Origin of the sequence: Streptomyces sp. NPDC057877 (genome assembly GCF_042796855.1) — a bacterium.
Classification (GTDB): Bacteria; Actinomycetota; Actinomycetes; order Streptomycetales; family Streptomycetaceae; genus Streptomyces.
In genome coordinates, this window is record NZ_JBHVMS010000004.1 from 23,217 (window position 1) to 48,061 (window position 24,845).

General features: G+C 72.6%; 15 protein-coding genes. 6 read left to right on the forward strand and 9 right to left on the reverse strand.

The window, feature by feature from the left end; all coding sequences use genetic code 11:
- The first annotated feature begins 497 nt into the window (after window positions 1–497).
- Window positions 498–5,435, forward strand: coding sequence for an NAD-glutamate dehydrogenase (locus ACFVQG_RS11635; protein ID WP_383379881.1), 4,938 nt, complete (start codon window positions 498–500; stop codon window positions 5,433–5,435).
- A gap of 76 nt (window positions 5,436–5,511) precedes the next feature.
- On the opposite strand, the gene ACFVQG_RS11640 is transcribed toward ACFVQG_RS11635, so the two are convergent.
- Complete coding sequence (locus tag ACFVQG_RS11640) at window positions 5,512–6,339, reverse strand: ABC transporter ATP-binding protein (RefSeq protein ID WP_383381669.1); 828 nt, start codon at window positions 6,337–6,339, stop codon at window positions 5,512–5,514.
- A gap of 46 nt (window positions 6,340–6,385) precedes the next feature.
- Window positions 6,386–7,312, reverse strand: coding sequence for an ABC transporter permease (locus ACFVQG_RS11645; RefSeq protein ID WP_383379886.1), 927 nt, complete (start codon window positions 7,310–7,312; stop codon window positions 6,386–6,388).
- Between the two features lie 299 nt (window positions 7,313–7,611).
- On the opposite strand from ACFVQG_RS11645, the gene ACFVQG_RS11650 reads away from it, so the two are divergent.
- Window positions 7,612–8,250 carry a TetR/AcrR family transcriptional regulator gene (locus ACFVQG_RS11650; protein ID WP_383379889.1) on the forward strand — a complete coding sequence of 213 codons (639 nt, stop codon included), beginning with the start codon at window positions 7,612–7,614 and terminating at the stop codon, window positions 8,248–8,250.
- Here the strand turns inward: ACFVQG_RS11650 and galE are convergent.
- The gene (gene galE / locus ACFVQG_RS11655) at window positions 8,237–9,256 is read right to left on the reverse strand and encodes a UDP-glucose 4-epimerase GalE (RefSeq protein ID WP_383379891.1); all 1,020 of its coding nucleotides are present in this window, start codon (window positions 9,254–9,256) and stop codon (window positions 8,237–8,239) included. The genes ACFVQG_RS11650 and galE overlap by 14 nt on opposite strands.
- A gap of 1 nt (window position 9,257) precedes the next feature.
- Window positions 9,258–9,740: a MarR family winged helix-turn-helix transcriptional regulator gene (locus tag ACFVQG_RS11660; protein WP_383379894.1), complete on the reverse strand. Its 483-nt coding sequence runs from the start codon at window positions 9,738–9,740 to the stop codon at window positions 9,258–9,260.
- A gap of 103 nt (window positions 9,741–9,843) precedes the next feature.
- Here ACFVQG_RS11660 and ACFVQG_RS11665 point away from each other — a divergent pair, with 103 nt between their 5' ends.
- Window positions 9,844–10,257 carry an organic hydroperoxide resistance protein gene (locus ACFVQG_RS11665; RefSeq protein ID WP_383379897.1) on the forward strand — a complete coding sequence of 138 codons (414 nt, stop codon included), beginning with the start codon at window positions 9,844–9,846 and terminating at the stop codon, window positions 10,255–10,257.
- A 150-nt stretch (window positions 10,258–10,407) separates the two neighbouring features.
- On the opposite strand, the gene ACFVQG_RS11670 is transcribed toward ACFVQG_RS11665, so the two are convergent.
- From ACFVQG_RS11670 to ACFVQG_RS11690, 5 genes are all read right to left on the reverse strand, one after another.
- On the reverse strand, window positions 10,408–12,576 hold the full coding sequence (locus ACFVQG_RS11670; protein WP_383379900.1) for a CDP-glycerol glycerophosphotransferase family protein: 2,169 nt from the start codon (window positions 12,574–12,576) through the stop codon (window positions 10,408–10,410).
- A 138-nt stretch (window positions 12,577–12,714) separates the two neighbouring features.
- A complete protein-coding gene (locus ACFVQG_RS11675; protein WP_383379903.1) occupies window positions 12,715–13,626 on the reverse strand; it encodes a carbohydrate ABC transporter permease in 912 nt (303 codons plus the stop codon).
- Complete coding sequence (locus ACFVQG_RS11680) at window positions 13,623–14,906, reverse strand: carbohydrate ABC transporter permease (protein ID WP_383379906.1); 1,284 nt, start codon at window positions 14,904–14,906, stop codon at window positions 13,623–13,625. Before ACFVQG_RS11680 ends, ACFVQG_RS11675 begins: the two co-directional genes overlap by 4 nt.
- 82 nt (window positions 14,907–14,988) lie before the next feature.
- Window positions 14,989–16,386, reverse strand: a complete 1,398-nt coding sequence (locus ACFVQG_RS11685) for an ABC transporter substrate-binding protein (RefSeq protein WP_383379909.1) — start codon at window positions 16,384–16,386, stop codon at window positions 14,989–14,991.
- Between the two features lie 166 nt (window positions 16,387–16,552).
- Window positions 16,553–19,921, reverse strand: coding sequence for an FHA domain-containing protein (locus ACFVQG_RS11690; protein ID WP_383381672.1), 3,369 nt, complete (start codon window positions 19,919–19,921; stop codon window positions 16,553–16,555).
- A 511-nt stretch (window positions 19,922–20,432) separates the two neighbouring features.
- On the opposite strand from ACFVQG_RS11690, the gene ACFVQG_RS11695 reads away from it, so the two are divergent.
- The 3 genes from ACFVQG_RS11695 to prfB all read left to right on the forward strand — a co-directional run bounded on the left by ACFVQG_RS11695 (window position 20,433) and on the right by prfB (window position 24,818).
- Window positions 20,433–22,106, forward strand: coding sequence for a protein kinase (locus ACFVQG_RS11695; RefSeq protein ID WP_383379912.1), 1,674 nt, complete (start codon window positions 20,433–20,435; stop codon window positions 22,104–22,106).
- A gap of 123 nt (window positions 22,107–22,229) precedes the next feature.
- Window positions 22,230–23,471 (forward strand): protein kinase, encoded by a 1,242-nt coding sequence (locus ACFVQG_RS11700; RefSeq protein WP_383379915.1) that lies wholly within the window; start codon window positions 22,230–22,232, stop codon window positions 23,469–23,471.
- 240 nt (window positions 23,472–23,711) lie between these two features.
- Window positions 23,712–24,818, forward strand: a complete 1,107-nt coding sequence (gene prfB / locus ACFVQG_RS11705) for a peptide chain release factor 2 (protein WP_383379918.1) — start codon at window positions 23,712–23,714, stop codon at window positions 24,816–24,818.
- Window positions 24,819–24,845 lie beyond the last annotated feature (27 nt).

The window sequence follows — 24,845 nt, forward strand, 5'->3', positions numbered from 1 at the left end:
GGGTTGCCAAGGGGACGCGCCGGGGTGGGCGGTGTTCCGCACGGGGGTTCGGTCACCCACACCGACGGGGGTGCCCCTACGGCACCCGCTGGCCGATTTCGCCCTGTGCAGAACGTCAAAGTTCGGGGTCTGCTTTTGTACACATACGGCTCATGACGGGGGGCAGGTAGGGAGCGATAGCCTTGGTGGCGTGATCAGCGCGATAGTTCGCGGGGGCGATGACGCCCCTGCCCTGCGCCCGGAGTGTGCGGACCATGTCCGTGACCGGGCGGCGGTCGCTGGTCTTCGCGGGCGGGCCGAGGCCCGGGTGGCGTCGTGCACGAGACCGTCACCGGTGGTGCAGTGGCCGAGAATGGCCGATATTCCCCCGCTCTCCTCCCCTTGCGGCATAGCGTCGGTACGGACCGGAGACCCCGCGTCACGGCGTCGCGTCGGAAGGGCAGAGACCGTACTTCCTTCTACGTCACGCAACGGCGCGCGACAGGAGCCAGAGGACAATGCAGACCAAGCTGGACGAAGCCAAGGCCGAGCTGCTCGATCGGGCCGCCCGGGTAGCTGAGAACAGCCCGGTCGGGGGGTACCTACCGACTGGGACGACTGAGGACGGCATGCCGGACCCGGATGCCGTACTCGCGTTCCTCCAGCGCTACTACCTGCACACCGCACCCGAGGACCTCGGCGACCGCGACCCGGTCGACATCTTCGGGGCCGCCTACTCCCACTACCGACTGGCCGAGAACCGCCCCCAGGGCACGGCCAACGTACGCGTGCACACCCCGACCGTGGAGGAGAACGGCTGGACGTGCAGCCACTCCGTCGTCGAGGTGGTCACGGACGACATGCCCTTCCTCGTCGACTCGGTCACCAATGAGCTGACCCGGCAGGGACGCGGCATCCATGTCGTCATCCACCCCCAGGTCGTCGTCCGGCGCGATGTCACCGGGCGGCTGATCGAGGCGCTCACCACCGCCCCCACCGGCGCCGCCCTGCCGCTGGACGCGCACATCGAGTCATGGATCCATGTCGAGATCGACCGCGAGACCGACCGGGCCGACCTGAAGCAGATCACCGCCGATCTGCTGCGCGTCCTGTCGGACGTACGGGAGGCCGTGGAGGACTGGGGCAAGATGCGGGACGCCGCCGTGCGCCTCGCGGACGGGCTGCCCGAGGAGCCCGCGCCCGTCGACCTGCGCGCCCCGGAGGTGGAGGAGGCCCGCGAGCTGCTGCGCTGGCTCGCCGACGACCACTTCACCTTCCTCGGCTACCGCGAGTATCAGCTCCGGGACGACGACTCCCTGGCCGCCGTGCCGGGCACCGGCCTCGGCATCCTGCGTTCCGACCCGCACCACGCCGGTGACGACAGCCACCCCGTCAGCCACTCCTTCGAGCGGCTGCCCGCCGACGCCCGCGCCAAGGCGCGCGAGCACAAGCTGCTGGTGCTGACCAAGGCCAACAGCCGGGCCACCGTCCACCGGCCCTCGTATCTCGACTACGTCGGCGTGAAGAAGTTCGACGAGCAGGGGAACGTCGTCGGGGAGCGGCGCTTCCTCGGACTGTTCTCGTCGGCCGCCTACACCGAGTCGGTGCGCCGGGTTCCGGTCATCCGGCGGAAGGTCGAGGAGGTGCTGGAGCGCGCCGGGTTCTCGCCGCACAGCCACGACGGCCGTGACCTGCTCCAGATCCTGGAGACCTACCCGCGCGACGAGCTGTTCCAGACGCCCGTCGACGAACTCCAGTCGATCGTCACCTCCGTGCTGTACCTCCAGGAGCGGCGGCGGCTGCGCCTCTACCTGCGCCAGGACGAGTACGGGCGCTACTACTCCGCCCTCGTCTACCTCCCGCGCGACCGCTACACCACCGGCGTACGCCTGCGGATCATCGACATCCTCAAGGAGGAACTCGGCGGCATCAGCGTCGACTTCACCGCCTGGAACACCGAGTCGATCCTGTCCCGGCTGCACTTCGTGGTCCGGGTCCCGCAGGGCACCGAACTGCCGGAGCTGTCCGACGCCGACAAGGAGCGCATCGAGGCCCGCCTGGTGGAGGCCGCCCGCTCCTGGGCGGACGGGTTCGCGGAGGCGCTGAACGCCGAGTTCGGCGAGGAGCGCGCGGCGGAGCTGCTGCGCCGTTACGCGGGCGCCTTCGCCGAGGGCTACAAGGCCGACCACAGCCCGCGCTCCGCGGTCGCCGACCTCGGCCAGCTCGAACAGCTCGGCGACGGCGTCGACTTCGCGCTCAGCCTGTACGAGCCGGTGGGCGCCGCGCCCGAGGAACGCCGCTTCAAGATCTACCGCAAGGGCGAGGCGATCTCCCTGTCCGCCGTCCTGCCGGTCCTCAACCGGCTCGGCGTGGAGGTCGTCGACGAGCGCCCGTACGAACTGCGCTGCGCCGACCGCAGCAACGCCTGGATCTACGACTTCGGCCTGCGGCTTCCCAAGACCAAGAGCGGCGCGGTCACCGACTACCTCGCCGACGACGCCCGTGAGCGGTTCCAGGAGGCGTTCGCCGCCACCTGGACCGGCAAGGCGGAGAACGACGGCTTCAACGCCCTCGTGCTGAGCGCCGGGCTGACCTGGCGGCAGGCGGTGGTCCTGCGGGCGTACGCGAAGTACCTGCGGCAGGCGAACTCGACGTTCAGCCAGGACTACATGGAGGACACCCTCCGCAACAACGTCCACACCACCCGGCTGCTCGTCTCCCTCTTCGAGGCGCGGATGTCGCCGGACCGGCAGCGCGCCGGGCACGAGATCGTCGACGCGCTGCTCGAGGAACTCGACGCCGCGCTCGACCAGGTCGCCTCGCTCGACGAGGACCGCATCCTGCGCTCCTTCCTCACCGTCATCAAGGCGACCCTGCGCACCAACTTCTTCCAGGAGGCCAGCGGCGGCAAGCCGCACGACTACGTCTCCATGAAGTTCGACCCGCAGGCCATCCCCGATCTGCCCGCGCCGCGCCCGGCGTTCGAGATCTGGGTCTACTCGCCGCGCGTCGAGGGCGTGCACCTGCGCTTCGGCAAGGTCGCGCGCGGTGGTCTGCGCTGGTCCGACCGCCGGGAGGACTTCCGCACCGAGATCCTCGGCCTGGTCAAGGCGCAGATGGTGAAGAACACCGTCATCGTGCCGGTCGGCGCCAAGGGCGGCTTCGTCGCCAAGCACCTGCCGGACCCGGGCGTCGACCGGGACGCCTGGCTGGCGGAGGGCGTGGCGGCGTACCGGACGTTCATCTCGGCGCTGCTCGACATCACCGACAACATGGTGGCGGGCCAGGTCGTGCCGCCGCCGGACGTCGTCCGGCACGACGAGGACGACACCTACCTGGTGGTCGCCGCCGACAAGGGCACGGCGACGTTCTCGGACATCGCCAACGAGGTCGCGCAGGCGTACAACTTCTGGCTCGGCGACGCCTTCGCCTCCGGCGGCTCCGCGGGCTACGACCACAAGGGCATGGGCATCACCGCCCGCGGCGCCTGGGAGTCCGTCAAGCGGCACTTCCGTGAGCTGGACGTGGACACGCAGAGCGAGGACTTCACGGTCGTCGGCATCGGTGACATGTCCGGTGACGTCTTCGGCAACGGCATGCTGCTCAGCGAGCACATCCGGCTGGTCGCCGCCTTCGACCACCGGCACATCTTCATCGACCCCACCCCCGACGCGGCCACCTCCTACGCCGAGCGGCGCCGCGTCTTCGAACTCCAGCGCAGCTCCTGGGCCGACTACAACACCGACCTGATCTCCGCGGGCGGCGGTGTCTTCCCCCGCTCCGCCAAGGCGATCCCGGTCAACGCGCACATCCGCGAGGCCCTCGGCATCGAGCACGGCGTCACCAAGCTCACCCCGGCCGACCTGATGCGGGCGATCCTCAAGGCGCCGGTGGACCTGCTGTGGAACGGCGGCATCGGTACGTACGTCAAGGCGTCCACCGAGTCGCACGCCGACGTCGGCGACAAGGCCAACGACGCCATCCGCGTCGACGGCGCCGACCTGCGCGTCAAGGTCGTCGGCGAGGGCGGCAACCTCGGTCTGACCCAGCTCGGCCGGATCGAGTTCGCGCAGTCCGGCGGCAAGGTCAACACCGACGCCATCGACAACAGCGCGGGCGTGGACACCTCCGACCACGAGGTGAACATCAAGATCCTGCTCAACGGCCTGGTCACCGACGGCGACATGACCGTCAAGCAGCGCAACAAGCTGCTCGCCGAGATGACCGACGAGGTCGGCGCCCTCGTCCTGCGCAACAACTACGCGCAGAACACCGCCATCGCCAACGCCCTCGCCCAGTCCAAGGACATGCTCCACGCCCAGCAGCGCTTCCTGCGCCACCTGGTGCGCGAGGGCCACCTCGACCGGGCGCTGGAGTTCCTGCCCACCGACCGCCAGATCCGCGAGCGCCTCGGCACCGGGCAGGGCCTGACCGGACCGGAGACGGCGGTCCTGCTGGCGTACACCAAGATCACGGTCGCCGAGGAGCTGCTGCACACCTCGCTGCCCGACGACCCCTATCTGCGCGGCCTGCTCCACGCGTACTTCCCGACCGCGCTGCGCGAGCAGTTCGCCGAGCGGATCGACAGCCACCCGCTGCGCCGTGAGATCACCACGACCGTGCTGGTCAACGACACGGTCAACACCGGTGGTACGACGTATCTGCACCGGCTGCGCGAGGAGACCGGCGCCTCCCTGGAGGAGATCGTCCGGGCGCAGACCGCGGCGCGTACGATCTTCCGCTCGGCGGCGGTGTGGGACGAGGTGGAGGCCCTGGACACCCGGGTCGACGCCGATGTGCAGACCCGGATCCGGCTGCACTCGCGCCGCCTGGTGGAGCGCGGCACGCGCTGGCTGCTCAACAACCGGCCGCAGCCGCTGGAACTCGCCGAGACCGTCGAGTTCTTCGCCGACCGGGTCGCCCAGGTCTGGGCGCAGCTGCCCAAGCTGCTGCGCGGCGCGGACGCGGAGTGGTGGCAGAAGATCTACGACGAGCTGACCGGCGGCGGTGTCCCCGACGAACTGGCCACCCGGGTCGCCGGGTTCTCCTCCGCCTTCCCGGCGCTCGACATCGTCTCGGTGGCCGACCGCATGGACAAGGACCCGATGGACGTCGCCGACGTCTACTACGACCTCGCCGACCGCCTCGGCATCACCCAGCTGATGGACCGCATCATCGAGCTGCCCCGCGCGGACCGCTGGCAGTCCATGGCCCGCGCCGCCATCCGCGAGGACCTGTACGCCGCCCACGCGGCGGTCACCTCGGACGTCCTCGCCGTCGGCAACGGCACCTCGACGCCGGAGCAGCGGTTCAAGGTGTGGGAGCAGAAGAACGCCGCGATCCTCGGCCGGGCGCGCGCCACGCTGGAGGAGATCCAGGGCTCGGACGCGTTCGACCTGGCGAACCTGTCGGTGGCCATGCGCACGATGCGGACGCTGCTGCGCACGCACTCGTAGTCCGTACGTCGCTCCTGCGGTGATGAGGGCGCCCCGGGCCGTCACGGCTCGGGGCGCCCTCGCTCCCGTCGTGGCGTCAGCGTGCCGCCAGCTCCTTCTGCTGCCGGGGTTTGCTCGGCTTGTCGCTGGTGAAGGCCTCGTACTCCTTCAGGACCTCGTCGGTGGGGCCGTCCATGCGCAGTTCGCCGCGCTCCAGCCACAGCACGCGGTCGCAGGTGTCGCGGATGGACTTGTTGGTGTGGCTGACCAGGAAGACCGTGCCCGCCTCCTTGCGCAGCTCGCGGATGCGGGCCTCGGAGCGCTTGCGGAAGCGGCCGTCGCCGGTGGCCAGCGCCTCGTCGATGAGGAGGACGTCGTGGTCCTTGGCGGCGGCGATGGAGAACCGCAGCCGGGCGGCCATGCCGGAGGAGTAGGTGCGCATGGGGAGGGTGATGAAGTCGCCCTTCTCGTTGATGCCGGAGAAGTCGACGATGTCCTGGTAGCGCTCCCTGACCTGCTCGCGGGACATGCCCATCGCCAGGCCGCCGAGGTGGACGTTGCGCTCGCCGGTCAGGTCGTTCATCAGGGCGGCGTTGACGCCGAGGAGGGAGGGCTGGCCGCCGGTGTAGATACGGCCGCTCTCCACCGGGAGCAGGCCCGCGACCGCCTTCAGCAGGGTCGACTTGCCGGAGCCGTTGGTGCCGATCAGGCCGATCGCCTCGCCCTTGTACGCGACGAACGACACCTTCTTCACCGCGTGCACCTTGCGGACGCCCGCCGCCTTCTCGGTCTGCTTGCGGCGCAGCATGCGGTTGAGCGCGGCGGTCGCGGAGCCACGGCCGCCGCCGGTGCCGTTGACGCGGTAGACGATGTCCACGTTGTCGGCGATGACGGTGGGAATCTTGCCTTCGGGGGTCTCAGTCACGCTCTTGCCTTCGGTGGTCCCGGCCACGCTCTTGTCCTCGGTGGTGTCAGCCACGGCCGTACGTCTCCTCAGCCTTCCAGAAGTAGATGAAGCCGCCGACCCCGGCGAGCAGTGCCCAGCCGGTCGCGAGCAGCCAGACGTGGGACGGGAGCTGGCTCGCGGTGAAGCTGTCGATCAGCGCGAAGCGCATCAGGTCGATGTAGACGGCGGCCGGGTTGGCCTGGAGGAGCGGGCCCACCCAGGACGGCAGGTTGTCATGGCTGCTGAGCAGGTGGTCGATGCTCCACATCACCCCTGAGACATACATCCAGGTGCGCAGCACGAACGGCATCAGCTGGGCGATGTCCGGGGTCTTCGCCCCCACCCGGGCCATGATCATCGAGACGCCCGCGTTGAACGTGAACTGCAGCACCAGCGCCGGGACCGCCAGCAGCCAGGACGCGGCCACCGGGACGCCGAAGACCAGCAGGATGACCGCGAGCGCCGCCATCGAGAACATCAGCTGCTGGAGCTGCTGGAGGCAGAACGAGATCGGCAGCGCGGCACGCGGGAAGTGCAGGGCCCGTACGAGGCCGAGGTTGCCGGAGATGGCCCGGGTGCCCGCCAGGATCGAACTCTGCGAGAACGTCCAGATGAACACGCCCGTCACCAGGAACGGGACGTAGTCCGGGACACCCCGCTTGGTCTGGAGCAGCACGCCGAAGATGAAGTAGTACACCGCGGCGTTCAGCAGCGGGTTCATGACCTGCCACAGCTGGCCCAGCTTGGCCTGGCTGTACTGGGCGGTGAGCTTGGCCGTGGAGAACGCCGTGATGAAGTGGCGGCGCGCCCACAGCTGGCGGACGTACGCGGGCAGGGAGGGGCGGGCGCCGCTGACGGTGAGGCCGTGGCGGGCGGCGAGCGCCGCGAGGTCGTCGTCGGCGGCGGTGGCCGGGGCCGGGGTTCTGGGCGGTGCGTCGAGGACCTGGCTCACATCCGCTGCTTTCGGTCGGGGGTGGGGGGTCGCGACGGTCACTCCGCGGTTTCTACGTTGGGACGGGACCGTATCGTCGCAACGCGAGCGTAGGCCGTAGGAGCGTCAGAACGCAACCGTTTCGTCGTAACCGGACACGTGAGGACGGCACCGTATCGTCGTGACGCCATGGGCGTGAGGACGGCGCCGTATCGTCGTGACGCCGCTGGCGTGCGGACGGGACCGTATCGTCGCCACGCCGCCCGTCCCGGAGCGAGACCGCCCAGCGACAGGACGTAACCGTTTCGTCGCTACGCCCTATGCTGTCCCGCATGACGACCAACGCCGACGGGCCCCAGTCCCGACCGCGCCGCCGGACCCCCGCGGGTGCGGCCGTACTCCGCGAGGATGTGACGGAGGCGATCCGCGCGGCCGTCTTCGAGGAACTGGCGGCCGTGGGCTACGCGCGGATGTCGATCGAGGGCATCGCGCGCCGCGCGGGCGTCGGCAAGACCGCGGTGTACCGGCGCTGGCGGTCCAAGCAGCACCTGGTCCTGGACGTCGTCTCGGCGCTCGCCGTGCAGGGCCTGACCGTGCCGGACACCGGCACGCTGGAGGGCGATCTGCGGCTGCTGTTCGAGGTGACGTCGCGGGCGCTGCGGCACCCGGTGGCCTCGCAGATCATCCCGGACCTCCAGGCGGAGGCGGCCCGCAACCCCGACATCGCCGAGGCCGTGCAGAAGGCGCTGCGGGACGGGCAGGAGGGCGTGGCCAGCCGGATCGTCGCGGCGGCCGAGCGGCGCGGTGAGGTGCGCCCGGGCATGGACGAGGAGCTGGCGCTGGACCTGATCTCCGGCCCGCTGTACTGGCGCGCGGTGGTCATCCGCACCCGCAGGCTCCCCAAGGGCTATCTGCCCGCGCTCGCCCGGGCGACCGCGGAGGCGATCAAGGCGCTGTGAGCGCTCCGGGGGAGGAGTCCCCCGGCCCCGGGGCCGCCGCCTCGGGATGGAGTCGCAGCCACCCCGCCCAGGCCGACGTGATCATGTCGTGGACGTCGTGCCTGGCCTTCCAGCCCAGTGCGGCGGCGGCACGGTCGGCCGAGGCGACCACCCGCGCGGGGTCACCGGGGCGGCGCGCGGTGACGTCAGGGGCGCGGCGGTGCCCGGTGACGGCGCCGATGCGGTCGATCATCTCCCGCACGGAGACGCCCTCGCCCCGCCCGATGTTGAGGGTGAGGTCGCGCCCCGCGGCCGCGGCCAGGGCGCGGGCGGCGGCGACATGGGCCTCGGCCAGGTCGGATACGTGGATGTAGTCGCGGACGCAGGTGCCGTCCGGGGTGGGGTAGTCGTCGCCGAAGACACGCGGGGGCGCGCCCCGCGTCAGCCTCTCGAAGACCATGGGAACCAGGTTGAACACGCCCACGTCGGCCAGTTGCGGGGCGGCGGCGCCCGCCACGTTGAAGTAGCGCAGGCAGGCCGTGGACAGCCCCGTCGCCCGTCCCGTCGCCCGGACCAGCCACTCACCGGCCAGCTTGGTCTCGCCGTACGGGCTCATGGGCGCGCACGGCGTCTCCTCCGTGACCAGCTCGACGTCGGGCATGCCGTAGACGGCCGCCGACGAGGAGAACACGAGGGAGGGCACACCGGCCGCGGTGACCGCGTCCAGCAGGACGCGCAGGCCCTCGACGTTCTCCCGGTAGTAGTGCAGGGGCCGCGCGGCCGACTCGCCGACCTGCTTCTTCGCCGCCAGGTGGACGACGCCGGTGACGTCGTGGCCGAGCAGGGTGCGGTCGAGGAGTTCCGCGTCCAGCGTGGACCCGACGACGAGCGGCACGCCGTCCGGGACGCGCTCGGCGAGACCGGTGGACAGGTCGTCGTAGACCACGGCCCGCTCGCCCGCCCCGGTCATGGCGCGGACGACGTGGGCGCCGATGTATCCGGCGCCGCCGGTGATCATCCAGGTCATGTCAGGAGGCCTTCGTCCGCCGGGCTTCCGCCTCCGTGGCCGCGTCGAGTGCCGTGGTGAGCTGGTCGAGGCGGGCGCGCAGGTCGTGGATCTCGTCCATGCCGAACCCGGTCGCGGTGGCGATGCGGCGCGGCACCTCCAGCGCGCGTTCGCGCAGGGCGGCGCCCTCCCCGGTGAGCCGGACCTCCACCGAGCGCTCGTCGCGGGCGCTGCGCTCGCGACGCACCAGACCGGCCGTCTCCAGCCGCTTGAGCAGCGGGGAGAGGGTGCCGGAGTCGAGGCGCAGCCGCTCGCCCAGCTCCTTCACCGGCACCGGACGGTCGTCGTGCTCCCACAGCACGAGCATCACCAGGTACTGCGGATAAGTGAGCCCGAGGTCCTTGAGGATGACGCGGTAGACCCCGCCGAAGGCGCGCGAGGCGGCGTTCAGGGAGAAGCAGATCTGCCGGTCGAGGCGGAGCCATTCCGTGGTGGGCGTGGTCATGGGTCCAGGGTAGCTCTTACCCGCCATTTAGTTGTGCACAACTTAATTGTGTGCTTCACTTCTGGTTGTTCGGCTTCGTCTCTCCGAGAGGGAAGGTCTCTCCATGAACGCGCTCTACACCGCTGTCGCCACCGCCACCCACGGCCGCGAGGGCCGCGCCGTCTCCTCCGACGGCACGCTGGACCTCCAGCTCGGCATCCCGGTGGAGATGGGCGGCGGCGGCCAGGGCACCAACCCCGAGCAGCTGTTCGCCGCCGGTTACTCCGCCTGTTTCGCCAGCGCCCTCGGCCTCGTCGGCCGCCAGGCCAAGGTCGACGTCAGCGACGCCGCCGTCACCGCCGAGGTCGGCATAGGCAAGCAGGGCGAAGGCTTCGCCCTCGCGGTCACGCTCCGCGTCGAGCTGCCCGAGGGCGTGGACGAGGAGACCGGCCGCAAGCTGGTCGAGCAGGCCCACCAGGTCTGCCCCTACTCCAACGCCACCCGCGGCAACGTCCCCGTCGAGCTGGTCATCGAGTAACCGCCTCGGGCCGGGCGCCCCACCCCGGCACCGCCTCCCCCGGAACCCCGGCCGGGCCGCCCCGACGGCCGCCACACGGGCGGCCGGGTCGGGGTCGGCCGTGACGAACTGCGGTTCATGAGGACTCCACGCTCCCTCGGCGCGCCGGACTCAGCGGTTACCGGCCGGAGCCGGACGCGGCACCGTCGGCTGCGGCTGCCGGATCAGGGCGGTGGCCGCAGCCGACGGCACCGGGCGGCGCTCGTCCAGCGCGACGAGGCGCGGCAGCCCCGCCTCCTCGTCCCGCTGCCCCAGCGCGATGTGGCGCACCACCCGCTCGGCGGCGCGCCCGTCGTCGTACGGGCAGAAACGCGCCCGGAACGCCGACCGCAGCTGGGTGGAGCGGGAGCCGCGCCAGTGGCCGGTGGCGAAGATGTCGATCAGCTCGTCCTCGCTGCGCGCGACCGCGCCCGGCGGGCAGGAGCGCGGGTCGAAGTACAGGCCGCGGGCCGCCTCGTAGGCCTCCTGGTCCGCCAGGTGCAGCACGATCGGGCGGTCCAGGCCCGCGTAGTCGAACATGATCGACGAGTAGTCGGTGACCAGGGCGTCCGCGGCGAGGCAGAGGGACTCGACGCTCGGATGGCCGGTCACGTCGATGACCCTGCCCTCGGTGGTCCCGGTGAACGGGCCGCCGTGGCGGTGGTGGGCGCGGGCCAGGACGACGAACCGCGGGCCCAGGCGGCGTACCACGCGGTCGAGGTCCAGCGCGAGGTGCTGGGTGCGGCGGTGGTCGCGGTACGTGGGCGCGTACAGGATCGCCACGGCGCCCGCGGGGATGCCGAGCACCTCGCGCAGCCGCGCCACGTCCGCGTCGGTGGCCCGCTGGAAGACGTCGGCGCGCGGGGAGCCGTACTCCAGGGTGGTGTAGCGGCCGGGGTGGACGCGCTCCCAGGTCAGGGTGGAGTGGCGGTTGGCGGACACGACGTAGTCCCAGGTGCCGGTGTCCCGCAGGAGTTCCGCGAAGTCGGTGTCCCGGGCCGCGGCCGGGCGGTCCCGCAGGTCCAGGCCCATGTGCTTCAGGGGCGTGCCGTGCCGCGTCTGGATCAGGACCTGGCCGGGGCGCTTGACCAGGCGGGGGTCGAAGCCGGTGTGGTCGACGAGGTAGGTGGAGCGGGCCAGCGCCGTCCAGTACGCGGCCGTGCCGGGCGTCACCCGACGGGTCGCGGTCGGGACGGTGTGGTGCTGGCGGGGGTCGGCGATCCACGCCGTGCGGATGTGCGGGGCGTGCGTGCGGAACGCCGACTCCAGCGCCGCCGGATGGCAGCCGTACCCGCCGGACCCCGAGGACGCCGCGAACACCGCGCGGTCGGCCCGCAGCGGCAGCCACCGCTGGACGCGGTAGTGCAGCCGCAGGCCCGCGCGGCGCAGGGCGCGGGCCAGCCGCAGTACGCGCCGGGCGGTACGGCGGCGCAGGGCGGCGGCCAGCAGCAGCGCGCGGAACGTGCGGTGCGCGCCGAGGCGCACCAGGGTGTGCCGGAGCCAGGAGCGCCACGGGACCCGGGCCCCGGGGACACGGTGGCGTCGGCAGTGGGCGCGCGCCTGGCGCAGGAAGGCGGCGCGCGCGCCGCGCGGGAGGCGTACGGGGGCACTGCACAGCAGCGCCAGATGCTCGACCATCCTGCGGTACAACCCCGGCCTCCACTGCTCCAGTTCGGGCCGCGCGTCGACGAACGCGAAGACACGGTCGTACTGCTCGAAGACGTCCGGGTGCGGCGGGCCGTCCGGCTCGGTCGGCGCGGTGCCGTACCTGCGCTGCCGGGACAGCACCCACTCGCGGCCCAGCGTGGCGGTCGACCCGGCGGTGAGCAGCGCCGCGAGGGTCCAGGGGAGTTCCTCGTAGCGGCCGGAGGGGAAGGTGAGGCCCTCGCGCTCCACGAACTGGCGCCGGTACACCTTGTTCCGGGTGCTCCAGTCGCTCGCCTCGCCGTACACCAGCAGCTCCGGCTCGCCGGTCTCCCTCAGCCGGTCGGCGAGCGTGCGCAGGGCGTGCGGGGCGAGGGTGTCGTCGCCGTTCAGGAACAGCACGTAGTCGCCCCTCGCGCGGGCCAGCCCGGCGTTGCGGGCGGGGCCGGGGCCCAGGCGCTCGGGGAGGTGGACGGGGTGGACGCGCGCGTCGCGGGCCGCGCACTCGTCGACGAGATCGCCGCAGACATCGGGCGAGCGGTCGTCGACGGCGATCAGTTCGAGGTCGGCGTACGACTGGGAGAGCACCGACTCCAGACACTCGGTGAGGTACGCCTGAACCTGGTACGCGGGGACGATGACACTGAACCGGGGCACGGGACATCCATGGGTCGGCGCGGGCGTTCTGCCCGGGAACGCCTCGTCCCGCGACCGGGTTACGACGTGTGCGCCATACGGGGGAACGAGAAGGGGGCGGACCGGTGGGCCCGCCCCCCAACTCCCGTCCAAAACAGCCTATTTCACCGCGCCCGCCATCACGCCCGACACGAACTGCCGCTGGAACGCGAAGAACACCGCCAGCGGGATCACCATCGAGATGAACGCGCCGGGCGCCAGTACGTCGATGTTGTTGCCGAACTGCCGTACCTGCGTCTGCAGGGCGACCGTGATGGGCTGGCTGTCCGCGTCGGAGAAGACCAGCGCGACCAGCATGTCGTTCCACACCCACAGGAACTGGAAGATGCCCAGGCTCGCGATCGCCGGTCCGCCCAGCGGCATCACGACCCGCAGGAACAGCCGCAGCTCACCGGCGCCGTCCAGCCGGGCGGCCTCCAGCAGCTCGCGCGGGATCTCCGCGAAGAAGTTCCGCAGCAGGAACACCGCGAACGGCAGTCCGAAGCCGACGTGGAAGAGGATCACGCCCGTGATCGAGCCGAACAGGCCGAGGTTGCCGAAGAGTTCGGCGATCGGGATCAGCGCCACCTGCACCGGCACCACCAGCAGCCCGACCACGGCCAGGAACCACCAGTCCCGGCCGGGGAACTCCATCCACGCGAAGGCGTAGCCCGCGAGCGAGCCGATCACCACGACGAGGACGGTCGCCGGGACGGTGATCAGGACGGTGTTCACCAGGGAGTTGGTGATGTCGTCGTTCTCCAGCAGCGTCTGGTAGCTGTCGACGGTGAGCTGGGCGGGCTCCGAGAACACCTTCCACCAGCCGCTGGCGTTCATGTCCTCCGGGGTGCGCAGCGAGGACGCCAGCAGACCGATCGTCGGGACCAGCCAGAACAGTCCCACGACGATCAGGAACACCCGCACCAGCCCGCCGCTGACGCCCTGCGCGAGCCGCGACCCCAGCGACTCCCTGGGCGGGCGCCCGTTCTCCGGGGCGGCCTTCCTGACGTCCGGCGCGTCTGTCGTCGTCATCGCCTGACCTCCCGCCTGAGCCTGCGGATGTTGAACCACATCACCGGGATCACCAGGAGCAGCAGGAACACCGCGATGGCGCTGGCGATGCCCGGCTGGTCCTCGGAGAAGCCCTTGCGGTACAGCTCCAGCGCGAGCACGTTCGCATCGTCCTGGGAGGAGCCCGGGGCGATGATGTAGACCAGGTCGAAGATCTTCAGGACGTTGATCATCAGCGTGACGGTGACCACCGCGAGGACGGGCGCGAGCAGCGGCACCGTGACCCGTCTGAACACCTGCCACTCGTTGGCGCCGTCGACGCGCGCGGCCTCCAGCAGCTCCCGGGGCACGCCCGCGAGCCCGGCCGCGATCAGCACCATCGCGAAGCCCGCCCACATCCAGATGTACGACCCGATGATGGCCGGTGTCACCAGCGACGGGCCGAGCCAGTCCAGCCCGTTGTACGGCTCCTCGAAGTTGCTCGCGGGCAGCCGCAGCCGGGCCCCGTCCGCCTCGGCGGGCAGGGTGAACGTGCCGTCGTCGGCGGCCGTCGTCGAGGCGACCACCGCACCGTCCTTGACGGCCTCGATCCGCATCCCCGGATAGCCGAACTCCCCCGCGTCGGGCGCGCCGAGCGTGCCGACGCCCTTGCCGCGGGTGAAGTCCTGCCAGGTGGTGCCGGTGACCTTGCCCGGGTCGGTCCGCGCCTGCCGCGCGGGCCGCGCGTCGTCGGGCATCAGGTCGGGCGCGACGCCCACCAGCGGCAGGGCCACGGGCTCGCCCGCGCGGACCGGCTCCCTGGTGACGAAGGCGCCGCCGCCCCCGGCCTCCAGCGGCGACTCCCGGCCCGGGTGCGCCTTCGGGAACGCCGACGACTGGGCGAACGTGTCGTGCACGCCCACCCACACCGCGTTCGCGATGCCCTTGTCCGGGTCCTGGTCGTACACCAGCCGGAAGATGATCCCGGCGGCCAGCATGGAGATCGCCATCGGCATGAAGACGACCAGCTTGAACGCCGTTCCCCAGCGCACCCGTTCGGTCAGGACCGCGAAGATCAGACCGAGCGCGGTCGCGACGGTCGGCGCGAACACCACCCAGATGATGTTGTTCTGCAGCGCCGTACGGATGCCGTCATCCGTGAACAGCGCCTCGTAGTTGTCGAAACCGGCGAAGCCGTCGCCGGACTGGTCGAGGAAGCTGCGGAAGACCGAGTACCCGATCGGGTAGACCACGAGCGCGCCGAGCAGTACCAGCGCGGGCAGCAGGAACAGCGCCGCGACGGTCCGGCGGGTGCCGGTCACGCTCTTGTGTTTACGGGGAGGGGTCCCGGAGCGCTTCGGTTCCGGGACCCCCGCCGTCGGTGCCGCCGACGTCATCGCCGGCTCAGTTCCCGTACGCCGCCGCCGCGTCGGCCTCCAGCCGCTGCTGGGTGCCCGCGACGTCCTTGGGGTTCTTCAGGAAGTCCTGCAACGCCTTCCACTCGCCCTTGCCGGGGGTGCCGCCGAAGGCCTGCGGGGCCTGGTCGGACATGTCGAAGCGGAAGTCGTCACCGGCCGCGACCAGCGCCTCGGCCATCTTGCGCTGCACGTCGTTCGGGTACGCCGACGCGTCGACGTTCTTGTTCGGCGAGAGGTAGCCGCCCAGGCCCGCGTGGATGGTCGCCGCGTCCGGGGAGGCGAGGAAGGTCGCCAGCGCCTGCGCCGCCTTGGAGTCCTTCAGGATCACCGCCGCGTCACCGCCGGACACCACCGGCGCCTCGTCACCGACCGCCGGGAACGGGAACACCTTGGCGTCCGTCCCCACCTCGGCCTCGGTCTCACCGATGTTGACCTGCACGAAGTCGCCCTCGTAGACCATGCCCGCCTTCGGCTGGTCGCCGCCGGTGAAGGTCTGGGTGACGGAGGCCGGGAACTCGGTCTGGAGCGCGCCCTTCGCGCCGCCCGCCACATAGCCCGCCTGGCCCCAGATCTCCGCGAGGGTGGTGAGGGCCTGCTCGACCGACGGGTCCGTCCACTTGATCTCGTGGTTGGCGAGCTGGTCGTACTTCTCCGGGCCCGCCTGGGACAGATACACGTTCTCGAACCAGTCGGTCAGCGTCCAGCCGTCGGCGCCGCCGATGGAGAACGGGGTGACACCGGAGTCGTAGACCGTCCGCGCGGTGTTCAGCAACTCGTCCCAGGTCTTGGGCTCGGTGGCGCCCGCGTTCTCGAAGACCTGGTTGTTGTACCAGATCAGCGACTTGTTGGCGGCTTTGTAGTAGACGCCGTAGGGCTTGCCGTCGACCGAGCCGATGTCCTGCCAGCCCTGGGAGTAGTTCTTGCTGAGCTGTTCCTGCGCCTCGGCGCCGAGCGGCTTGGCCCAGCCCTTGTCCACGGCCTGCTTGATGGCGCCGGGCTGCGGGAGCATCGCGATGTCCGGGGGCTGACCGCCCGCGATCTTCGAACCGAGGAAGTTGATGATCGGGTCCTGCGCGGGCACGAAGGTGATCTTCGCCCCGGTGCGCTTCTCGAACTCCTGAAGGACCGTCTTGAAGTTCTTCTGCTCCGCGCCCGTCCAGACGGCGGCGACCGAGAGGCTCTCGCCGTCCAGCTTGGGGAGGGTGACGGTGCTGGCGGTGGGCTCGTCGCTGCCGGAGCCCCCGGTGCCGCCGTCGTCGTCATCGCCGCCGCAGGCGGTGAGCGAGAGCGCCAGGGCCCCCGCGGCGAGCGCGGCCGCGGCCCCGCGCGCTCGCTTTCTACGGTTGTCGTTGCTGGTACGGATGGTGCTGCTCGTGGTGCGCATCACTGCCCCGTTCTTCGTTCCTCGTCGAACGCCCGAACGTTGTCCCGTGCGCTCTGGTCTACGCCGGGTGCCCGAGGTCGGCAAGTGCGCCTACGGTGTCAACCGGGGGATCGTGACCGCGTCGTGACTCGGCGGGCCGGGGGCCTTGAGGTGTCCTGGAGCCGGTCTAGAGCAGCGAGGGCACCTCGGCCGCGGAGACCTCCCGCGCGGCCCGCTCCAGGGCGCTCGCCAACAGGGCCAGGTCCGTGGGTCCGTTGCCCAGCTCACGCACCGGGCGCCGGGCCGGGGGATCGCCCATGCGCTGCCACTCCAGCGGGACGACCGTGGGGCGCAGGGTCGCCGTGCGGGGGATGCGGCCCGTCACCCGGCCGCCCTGGAACGGGGTGCTCCGCCCGTCGGCCGCCAGCAGTCGGCCACGGCCCGGCGCCGGTTCGTCCGGGCCGGTCGAGGGCGGGTCGAGTATCGCGCGCAGGGTGGCCCGGCGCACCGGTTCGGTCTCCGCCGTACGGGCGCACGGCGCGGTCGCCGCGACCAGGTGCACGCCGAGCCGCTCACCCTCCCGGGCCACCGCCTCCAGCGCCCGCATCACCGACCCGGCCGCGGGGCGTCCCGGGGAGCCGAGGGCGGGTGAGACCAGCGCGTCCAGGTCGTCGACCACGACGACGAGCCGGGGGAGCGGGGGCGCGGCGGCCTCCGTGCGACGCCGGGCGGCGCCCGGGCGCAGGCGCAGGGTGGAGCTGGGCGGGGCCTCCAGGTCTCCGGCTCCGGCGGGGGCGGTGCTCGTGCCTGTGGCGCTCCTCGTGACGCCGCCCGGTGTGGCGCGGCCCGCCGCCGTGCGCTGCGCGACCATACGGCCGGACAGCTCGCGGCTGGCGTGCCACTCCGTGAAGTCCAGCCGCCCGAGCAACTCGGCGCGCCGCTTCAGCTCGGCGGTCAGGGACTGGGCGAACTCCCGCATCCGCACCGGGTCGTTGGCGGCGAGGTGGGTCGTCACATGCGGGACGTCCCCACAGACCCGCAGCCCGTCGCCCTGGCCGCCGCCCGTGCCCGTGCCGTCCCGGCCGTCGATCAGGACGACCCCGAGCCGGTCGGGGCGCTCGGCGGCGGCGAGCGCGGCGACGACCGCCCGCAGCAGCTCCGTACGGCCGCTGCCCGCCGGTCCCTCGACCAGCAGGTGCGGGCCCTCGCCGACGAGGTCCGCGCCGACCGGGCCGCGCGGTCCGGCGCCCAGCACGACCCGGGCCCGGCCGCCCAGCGCGTCGGTGTCGTCGGCGGCGTCCGCCCACCGGGCCATCAGGGACGCCGGGGTGGCGCGGGCCAGCCCCAACTCGTCCAGGAGCCGGGCCGTCTGGGGCAGCGGCACGGCCACGCGCGCGTGCCGCGCACCGGCCGCGCCGTCCGGCCGCAGCGGGGCGAGCGCCCGCGCGAACCGCTCGGCCCAGGCGGGGGACACGGCGTCGACCGTGCCGATGGTGCCGTGGCCGACGGGGGCGGGGGGCGTGCCGGGGGCCGTGCTCGCGCGGGGCACGCGCAGCAGCCGCAGCGCCGTCGCCACGTCGCCGCTGAGCAGGGCGACCGCGCCGCACTCCCGGAAGACGGGCGTCACCGCGCAGGCCGCCTCGTACGTCTCCGTCACCGGCGACGCCGGTGAGGTGGGCGGGGTCTCCGCGAGGCACACGACATGGATCCCGGCGCGCGGCCCCTCCACCGCGAGCCGCGCCACCGCCTCACGCAGATCGGCGCCCCCGGGGTCGCCGTCGACGACGACCACGCTGTACGGGCCGGGCGGGCCGTCGGGACCGGCCTCCTGGGCCCAGGAGGGGCGGGGCCGGGCGGAGCCGTCGGCCGGGTGGGGGGTCGTGCCCGCGGGCTGGTCGTCCAGGCGGCGCAGGAGTTCGTCCGTGCGGGCCGTGGCCTGTTCGCGGTCGTGGGCGAGCAGGAGGCGGCAGTCCTGGCCGTGGCCGGGGCGCAACTGCGGGAGCCAGCCGAGCCAGGACCACTCCGCGGTGCGCTCCGCCTCCGGGCGGGAGCGGTCCGCGCTGATCAGCACGATCTCCAGGGCGTCGGGGGAGTGCAGCGCGGCGAGCTGGGCCAGCACCGCGCGCGCCAGCCCGGCCAGCCGCGGCCGTGGCCCCGCGAGGCCCAGCGCACCGGCCTCGCGCAGATCCGCGGTCACCGGCACCGCGGGCAGCAGCCCCGCGCCGTCCGGTGCCGTCCGGTCGGCGGTGCCCAGCCGCACGGTCAGCGCCTCCGGATGCCCCGGCTCGCGCTCCCACAGCCGGGGCCCGGGGCCCAGGGCGGTCAGCAGCAGCGCCGCCGGGTCCGGCCAGGTCTCCGGGAGCTGGCCGACGACGGCCGCCGGGGCGGCGGGCACGCCGGTCGGCCCGTCGAGGTGCTCGGCGGGCCCGTCCTGCTCGCTCCCGCGCCCACCGGCCAGCCGCCGGGCCCAGGCCGAGAGCCCCCCGCGCCTGCGCACACCGGGTGGCACGTCGGTCCCGCGCAGGGGGGTGCCCTTGCGCCCGGTCGCGCCGGGCGCGGTGTCATCGGGCGGGGAGTCGGCGGGTACCGCCTGCTCAGGCGCGTACCCGACCAGGGGGCCGACGCCGAGGCGTCCGCCGTGGGTGTCGGCGCCGGAGGGCTGCCGCGGCACGGGGGACGGGCCCGTGCCGCCGTCGCCGTCCCGGCGGTTCTCGATCCCGGGGGCCCCGGCCTGCCCCGGGACCACCGGTGGCTCGACGGGGGCGTGCTCATGGGCGCCGGGCGCCGTGGCGGGGTCCCAGCCCGCCGGGCCGTGGCTGATCGGGGTGTCGTCCGGGGCGGGGAGCGGCGTACCGGCGTCGCCGTCAGGGCCCACGCGCGCGTGCCCCGCATCCGGGGACGCGTCCGCCGCCAGCGCCACCCGCACGAACCCCTCCCCGTCCGGCGTGGTCCCCACCCGCGCCCCCAGGCCCCCGGCCGGAGCCAGCCGCAGGGTCGACTCGCCGATCCTGAGCAGGGCGCCCGGCGTGAACCGCACCGCACGCGTGGTGACGCGGCTGCCGTCCAGGGTGGTGCCGTTGGTGGAGCCGAGGTCGGCGACGCTGACGCGGCCGTCGGCGGTGAGGGTCACGGCGCAGTGCAGCCGGGAGACGTCGGGGTCGTCCAGGGGCACGTCGGCGTCGGCGGAGCGGCCGACGCGGACCTCGCCGCCGTGCAGCAGATGGACCCCGCCCGCGTCCGGGCCCGCGACCACGTCGAGGCGCGCCGGGGCGTCGGCCATCTCGGGGTGCGGCTCGGGCTCGGCGGGGGCGCCGACCGACAGCACGGCACCGTCGACCAGTGGCGGCTCGCCCAGGGTGGCGCGCTGGGCGTCGAGCCGCTCCGCACCGGCGTACAGCACGGCGGGGCCGTCGGAGACCGTCGAGGCGAGTGCCGACGCCACGGCGGACAGGGCCGTCCCGGCGGGCGCGGTGACCAGCACATCGCAGCTGGCGGCACGGCCCCGGGCCTCGGGGGGCGGGCCCTGCGGATCTACGACGGTCAGCCGGATCTGCATCGCCGTCAGCGGTCCCTTCTGCGCGGGCGCGGGCACGCACTTCCCCCACCCCCGCACGAGCACATCGGCCAGTACTGCACGCATCCTCGCACCTGCCACTGACAGTCCGCCCGCCGCCCACCGACAAGTGATCTTGATTGGTCGGCTCTGCCCGCAAAAGTGCCTGCAAAGTGCTGGCACACCGCCATCCGGACGACCGCTTGAGATCGGTCACGTTCGGGTTGGGCAACCGCGGGACCGAGGAGAGCGTCTTTCCTTCGAACATGTACGGACGGCTGGGGGCGGACGTAAAGGCGAGCGGTGAAGGCGAGCGGTGAAGACGAGCCGTGAAGACGAGCGGTGCAGACCAACCGTGCAGACCAACCGTGCAGACCAACCGTGCAGACCAACCGTGCAGACCAACCGTGAAGACCAACCGTGAAGACGAGCCGTAAAGACGACAGGCCGGGAGCGGGGTCCACGCCACTACAGTGGGTCGGAACAACGACGCAAGCAGCAGGGAGCGCATGACGTGCGGCCGGTAGGCAGCAAGTACTTCCTAGAGGAGCCGCTCGGACGCGGGGCCACGGGAACCGTCTGGCGTGCCCGCCAGCGCGAGACCGCCGGTGCCGAGGCAGCCGTTCCTGGACAGCCGGGCGAGACCGTCGCGATCAAGGTCCTCAAGGAGGAACTGGCGAGCGACCCGGACATCGTGACGCGGTTCCTGCGCGAGCGGTCGGTGCTGCTCCGCCTGACCCACCCGAACATCGTGCGGGTCCGTGACCTGGTCGTCGAGGGCGATCTGCTGGCCCTGGTCATGGACCTCGTCGACGGGCCCGACCTGCACCGCTACCTCCGCGAGAACGGGCCCTTCACCCCCGTCGCCGCGGCCCTGCTGACCGCGCAGATCGCCGACGCGCTCGGCGCCAGCCACGCGGACGGCGTCGTGCACCGCGACCTGAAACCGGCCAACGTCCTGCTCCAGCAGAACGGCGGCCAGATGCACCCGATGCTGACCGACTTCGGCATCGCCCGCCTCGCCGACTCCCCGGGCCTGACCCGCACCCAGGAGTTCGTCGGCACGCCCGCGTACGTCGCTCCGGAGTCCGCCGAGGGCCGCCCGCAGACCTCCGCCGTCGACATCTACGGCGCCGGGATCCTGCTGTACGAGCTGGTCACCGGCCGTCCGCCGTTCTCCGGCGGCTCCGCGCTCGAAGTACTGCACCAGCACCTGAGCGCCGAGCCGCGCCGCCCCTCCACCGTTCCCGAGCCGCTGTGGACGGTCATAGAGCGCTGCCTGCGCAAGAACCCCGACGACCGGCCCAGCGCCGAGAACCTCGCGCGCGGGCTGCGTGTCGTCGCCGAGGGCGTCGGCGTGCACGCCAACTCCGCGCAGATCGCCGCGGCCGAGGGCGTCGGCGCGATCCTCGCCCCCGACCCGTCCCCGACGGCCGTGCCGGGCGCCGCCGACCCGACGCAGGTGCTGCCGCACGGCGCGGGCGCCTACGACCCCAACGCCGCGACCAGCGTCCTGCCGCACACCGGCGGCCCCGCGGGCGCCGCCGACCCCACCGCCGTACTGCCGAACACCCCGGGCGGCCCGAACGCCGACCCGACGCAGGTCCTCCCGCAGGGCCAGCAGCCCGATCAGCCGCACCCCTGGCAGACCCAGCTGCGCGCCGCGCGCGACCGCAACGAGCAGACGCAGGTCCAGTACCTCGACCCCAACGAGGACCCGCTGCGCCGCCGCCCCCAGCGGCAGGTCGCCCGCCCGCAGCAGCCGCCGCAGCGGCCCCAGCCGCAGCAGCGCCCGCAGCAGGGACCGCCGCCGGGCTACGGCTATCCGCCGCAGCACCAGCCGCAGCAGTACGCGCCTGTGCAGCCCCAGCAGCCGCGTCAGCCACAGCGGTACGCCCCGGCGCCCGCGCCTCAGCCGCAACAGCCCCAGCAGCCGCAGCGGCCGGTGCGGGAACCGCGGCAGCCGCGGCAGCGCGGCGCCAATCCGGTGCGGATCCCCGGGCTGGGCTGTCTGAAGGGGTGCCTGGTCACGATCGTCATCCTGTTCGTGGCGGGATGGCTGGTCTGGGAGCTGAGCCCGTTGCAGGACTGGATCGGCACCGGCAAGGGCTACTGGGAGCAGCTCACCGACTGGTTCGGCACGGTGACCGGCTGGCTCGAGGAACTGGGCGGCGGTTCGTCGTCGTAGAGGCGTGACGGTGGCTCGGTCAGTGGATTTGTCGACACCCAGTGGGTGATTTCCGACTCCGCGGTGAAGGTTGGTTCCTCGGACGCGTAGTTTTAGCGACAACACGCGTCTGTAGGAGCAGTCTTGGCACGGAAGATCGGCAGCCGGTACACCGCCAACCAGATCCTGGGGCGGGGCAGCGCGGGCACGGTGTGGCTGGGCGAGGGACCCGAGGGGCCCGTCGCCATCAAGATGCTGCGCGAGGACCTGGCCTCCGACCAGGAGCTGGTCGGACGCTTCGTGCAGGAGCGCACGGCACTGCTGGGCCTGGAGCACCCGAACGTCGTCTCGGTCCGTGACCTGGTGGTCGACGGCAACGACCTCGCCCTGGTCATGGACCTGGTCCGCGGTACGGATCTGCGCACCCGGCTGGAGCGGGAGCGGCGGCTCGCGCCCGAGGCGGCGGTGGCCATCGTGGCGGACGTGGCGGAGGGGCTGGCCGCGGCGCACGCGGCGGGGGTCGTGCACCGGGACGTCAAGCCGGAGAACATCCTGCTGGACATGCAGGGTCCGCTGGGCCCCGGCGGCTCGCACCGGGCCCTGCTCACGGACTTCGGCGTGGCGAAGCTGATCGACTCCCCGCGCCGGACCCGCGCTACGAAGATCATCGGTACGCCGGACTATCTCGCCCCGGAGATAGTCGAGGGCCTGCCGCCCCGGGCGTCCGTCGACATCTACGCGCTGGCGACCGTGCTGTACGAGCTGCTGGCCGGGTTCACGCCGTTCGGCGGCGGCCACCCCGGCGCGGTCCTGCGCCGCCACGTCACCGAGACGGTCGTCCCGCTGCCCGGCATCCCCGAGGAGCTGTGGCAACTGCTCGTCCAGTGCCTGGCCAAGGCGCCCGCGTCCCGCCTGCGCGCCTCCGAGCTGGCCGCCCGCCTGCGCGAGCAGCTCCCGCTGCTGGCCGGGATGCCCCCGCTGGACGTGGACGAGCCGGACACGGAGCCGCCCGCCGACGCCCCCACGGAGCCCACGGGCGAGCCCTCACCCCCCGCGGTGGCGCGGATACGGCGTGGAGCGGTCCCCTTGGTCCCCGGCGCCAAACCGGATTCCAACCGCGACACCCATACGTCGATGAGGGTCCCCGGCCCCGACGAGCTGGCCGGAGGCGCCCGCGGCACGGCCCGCGCCCCCCGCCCCACCGGCGCCCCCCGCCCCGGCTCGGCCCGCCACCGCACCACCACCCGTCGTCGCCGCCTCACCCTGGCCGTCGCCACAGTGGCCCTGCTCACAGCCGCCGCCCTCGGCACCTGGCTCTCCACCTCGGCCGACAGCACGACGATGCCGCCCCAGGAGCCCCGCCAGTCGGCCCCGGAGACGCCCTGACCCCCGGGCGGGAACCCCCGGCCCCGGGGGGCGCCCCCGCTCCGACGCCACGACCCCGCCCGGCGGGAGCCCCGGCACGCGACCCGGAGGACCCGTGACCCCACGCAACCCGTCCCCGCAGGCCCACGCCCCCGGCGGGCCCCCGCCCCGAGCCCCCCAGCCCCCACCCCCAGCGACCACCGAAGCCCCCTCCCCCTCCACCCGGCATGGCTCCCCCGGCGGAGCCGTTACGCTGGAGGCGTGGCAGTCGTCGATGTATCCGAAGAGCTGAAGTCCCTCTCCTCGACCATGGAGTCGATCGAGGCCGTTCTGGACCTGGACCGGATGAGGGCAGACATCGCCGTGCTCGAGGAGCAGGCGGCCGTGCCGTCCCTGTGGGACAACCCGGACGAGGCGCAGAAGATCACCAGCAAGCTGTCCCACCTCCAGGCGGAGGTGAGGAAGGCCGAGGCACTGCGTTCGCGGATCGACGATCTCTCCGTGCTGTTCGAGATGGCCGAGGAGGAGGACGACCCGGACACCCGCGCGGAGGCCGAGTCGGAGCTGACCGCCGTCCGCAAGGCGCTGGACGAGATGGAAGTCAGGACGCTGCTCAGCGGCGAGTACGACTCCCGTGAGGCGCTCGTCAACATCCGCGCGGAGGCCGGTGGCGTCGACGCCGCGGACTTCGCCGAGCGGCTCCAGCGCATGTACCTGCGGTGGGCCGAGCAGCGCGGCTACAAGACGGAGCTGATCGAGACCTCGTACGCGGAAGAGGCGGGCATCAAGTCCACCACCTTCGCCGTCCAGGCGCCCTACGCCTACGGCACCCTCTCCGTCGAGCAGGGCACGCACCGCCTCGTGCGGATCTCGCCCTTCGACAACCAGGGGCGCCGCCAGACCTCCTTCGCGGGCGTGGAAGTGCTCCCCGTCGTCGAGCAGTCCGACCACGTCGACATCGACGAGTCGGAGCTGCGCATCGACGTCTACCGGTCCTCCGGCCCCGGCGGTCAGGGCGTGAACACCACCGACTCCGCGGTGCGCATCACCCACCTCCCCACCGGCATCGTCGTCTCCTGCCAGAACGAGCGCTCGCAGATCCAGAACAAGGCGACCGCGATGAACGTCCTCCAGGCCAAGCTGCTGGAGCGGCGCCGCCAGGAGGAACAGGCCAAGATGGACGCCCTCAAGGGCGACGGCGGCAACTCCTGGGGCAACCAGATGCGTTCGTACGTCCTGCACCCGTACCAGATGGTCAAGGACCTGCGCACCGAGTTCGAGGTCGGCAACCCCGAGGCCGTCTTCAACGGCGAGATCGACGGCTTCCTGGAGGCCGGAATTCGCTGGCGCAAGCAGCAGGAGAAGTAGCCGTACCCATTTGTCGACTTGAGTCGA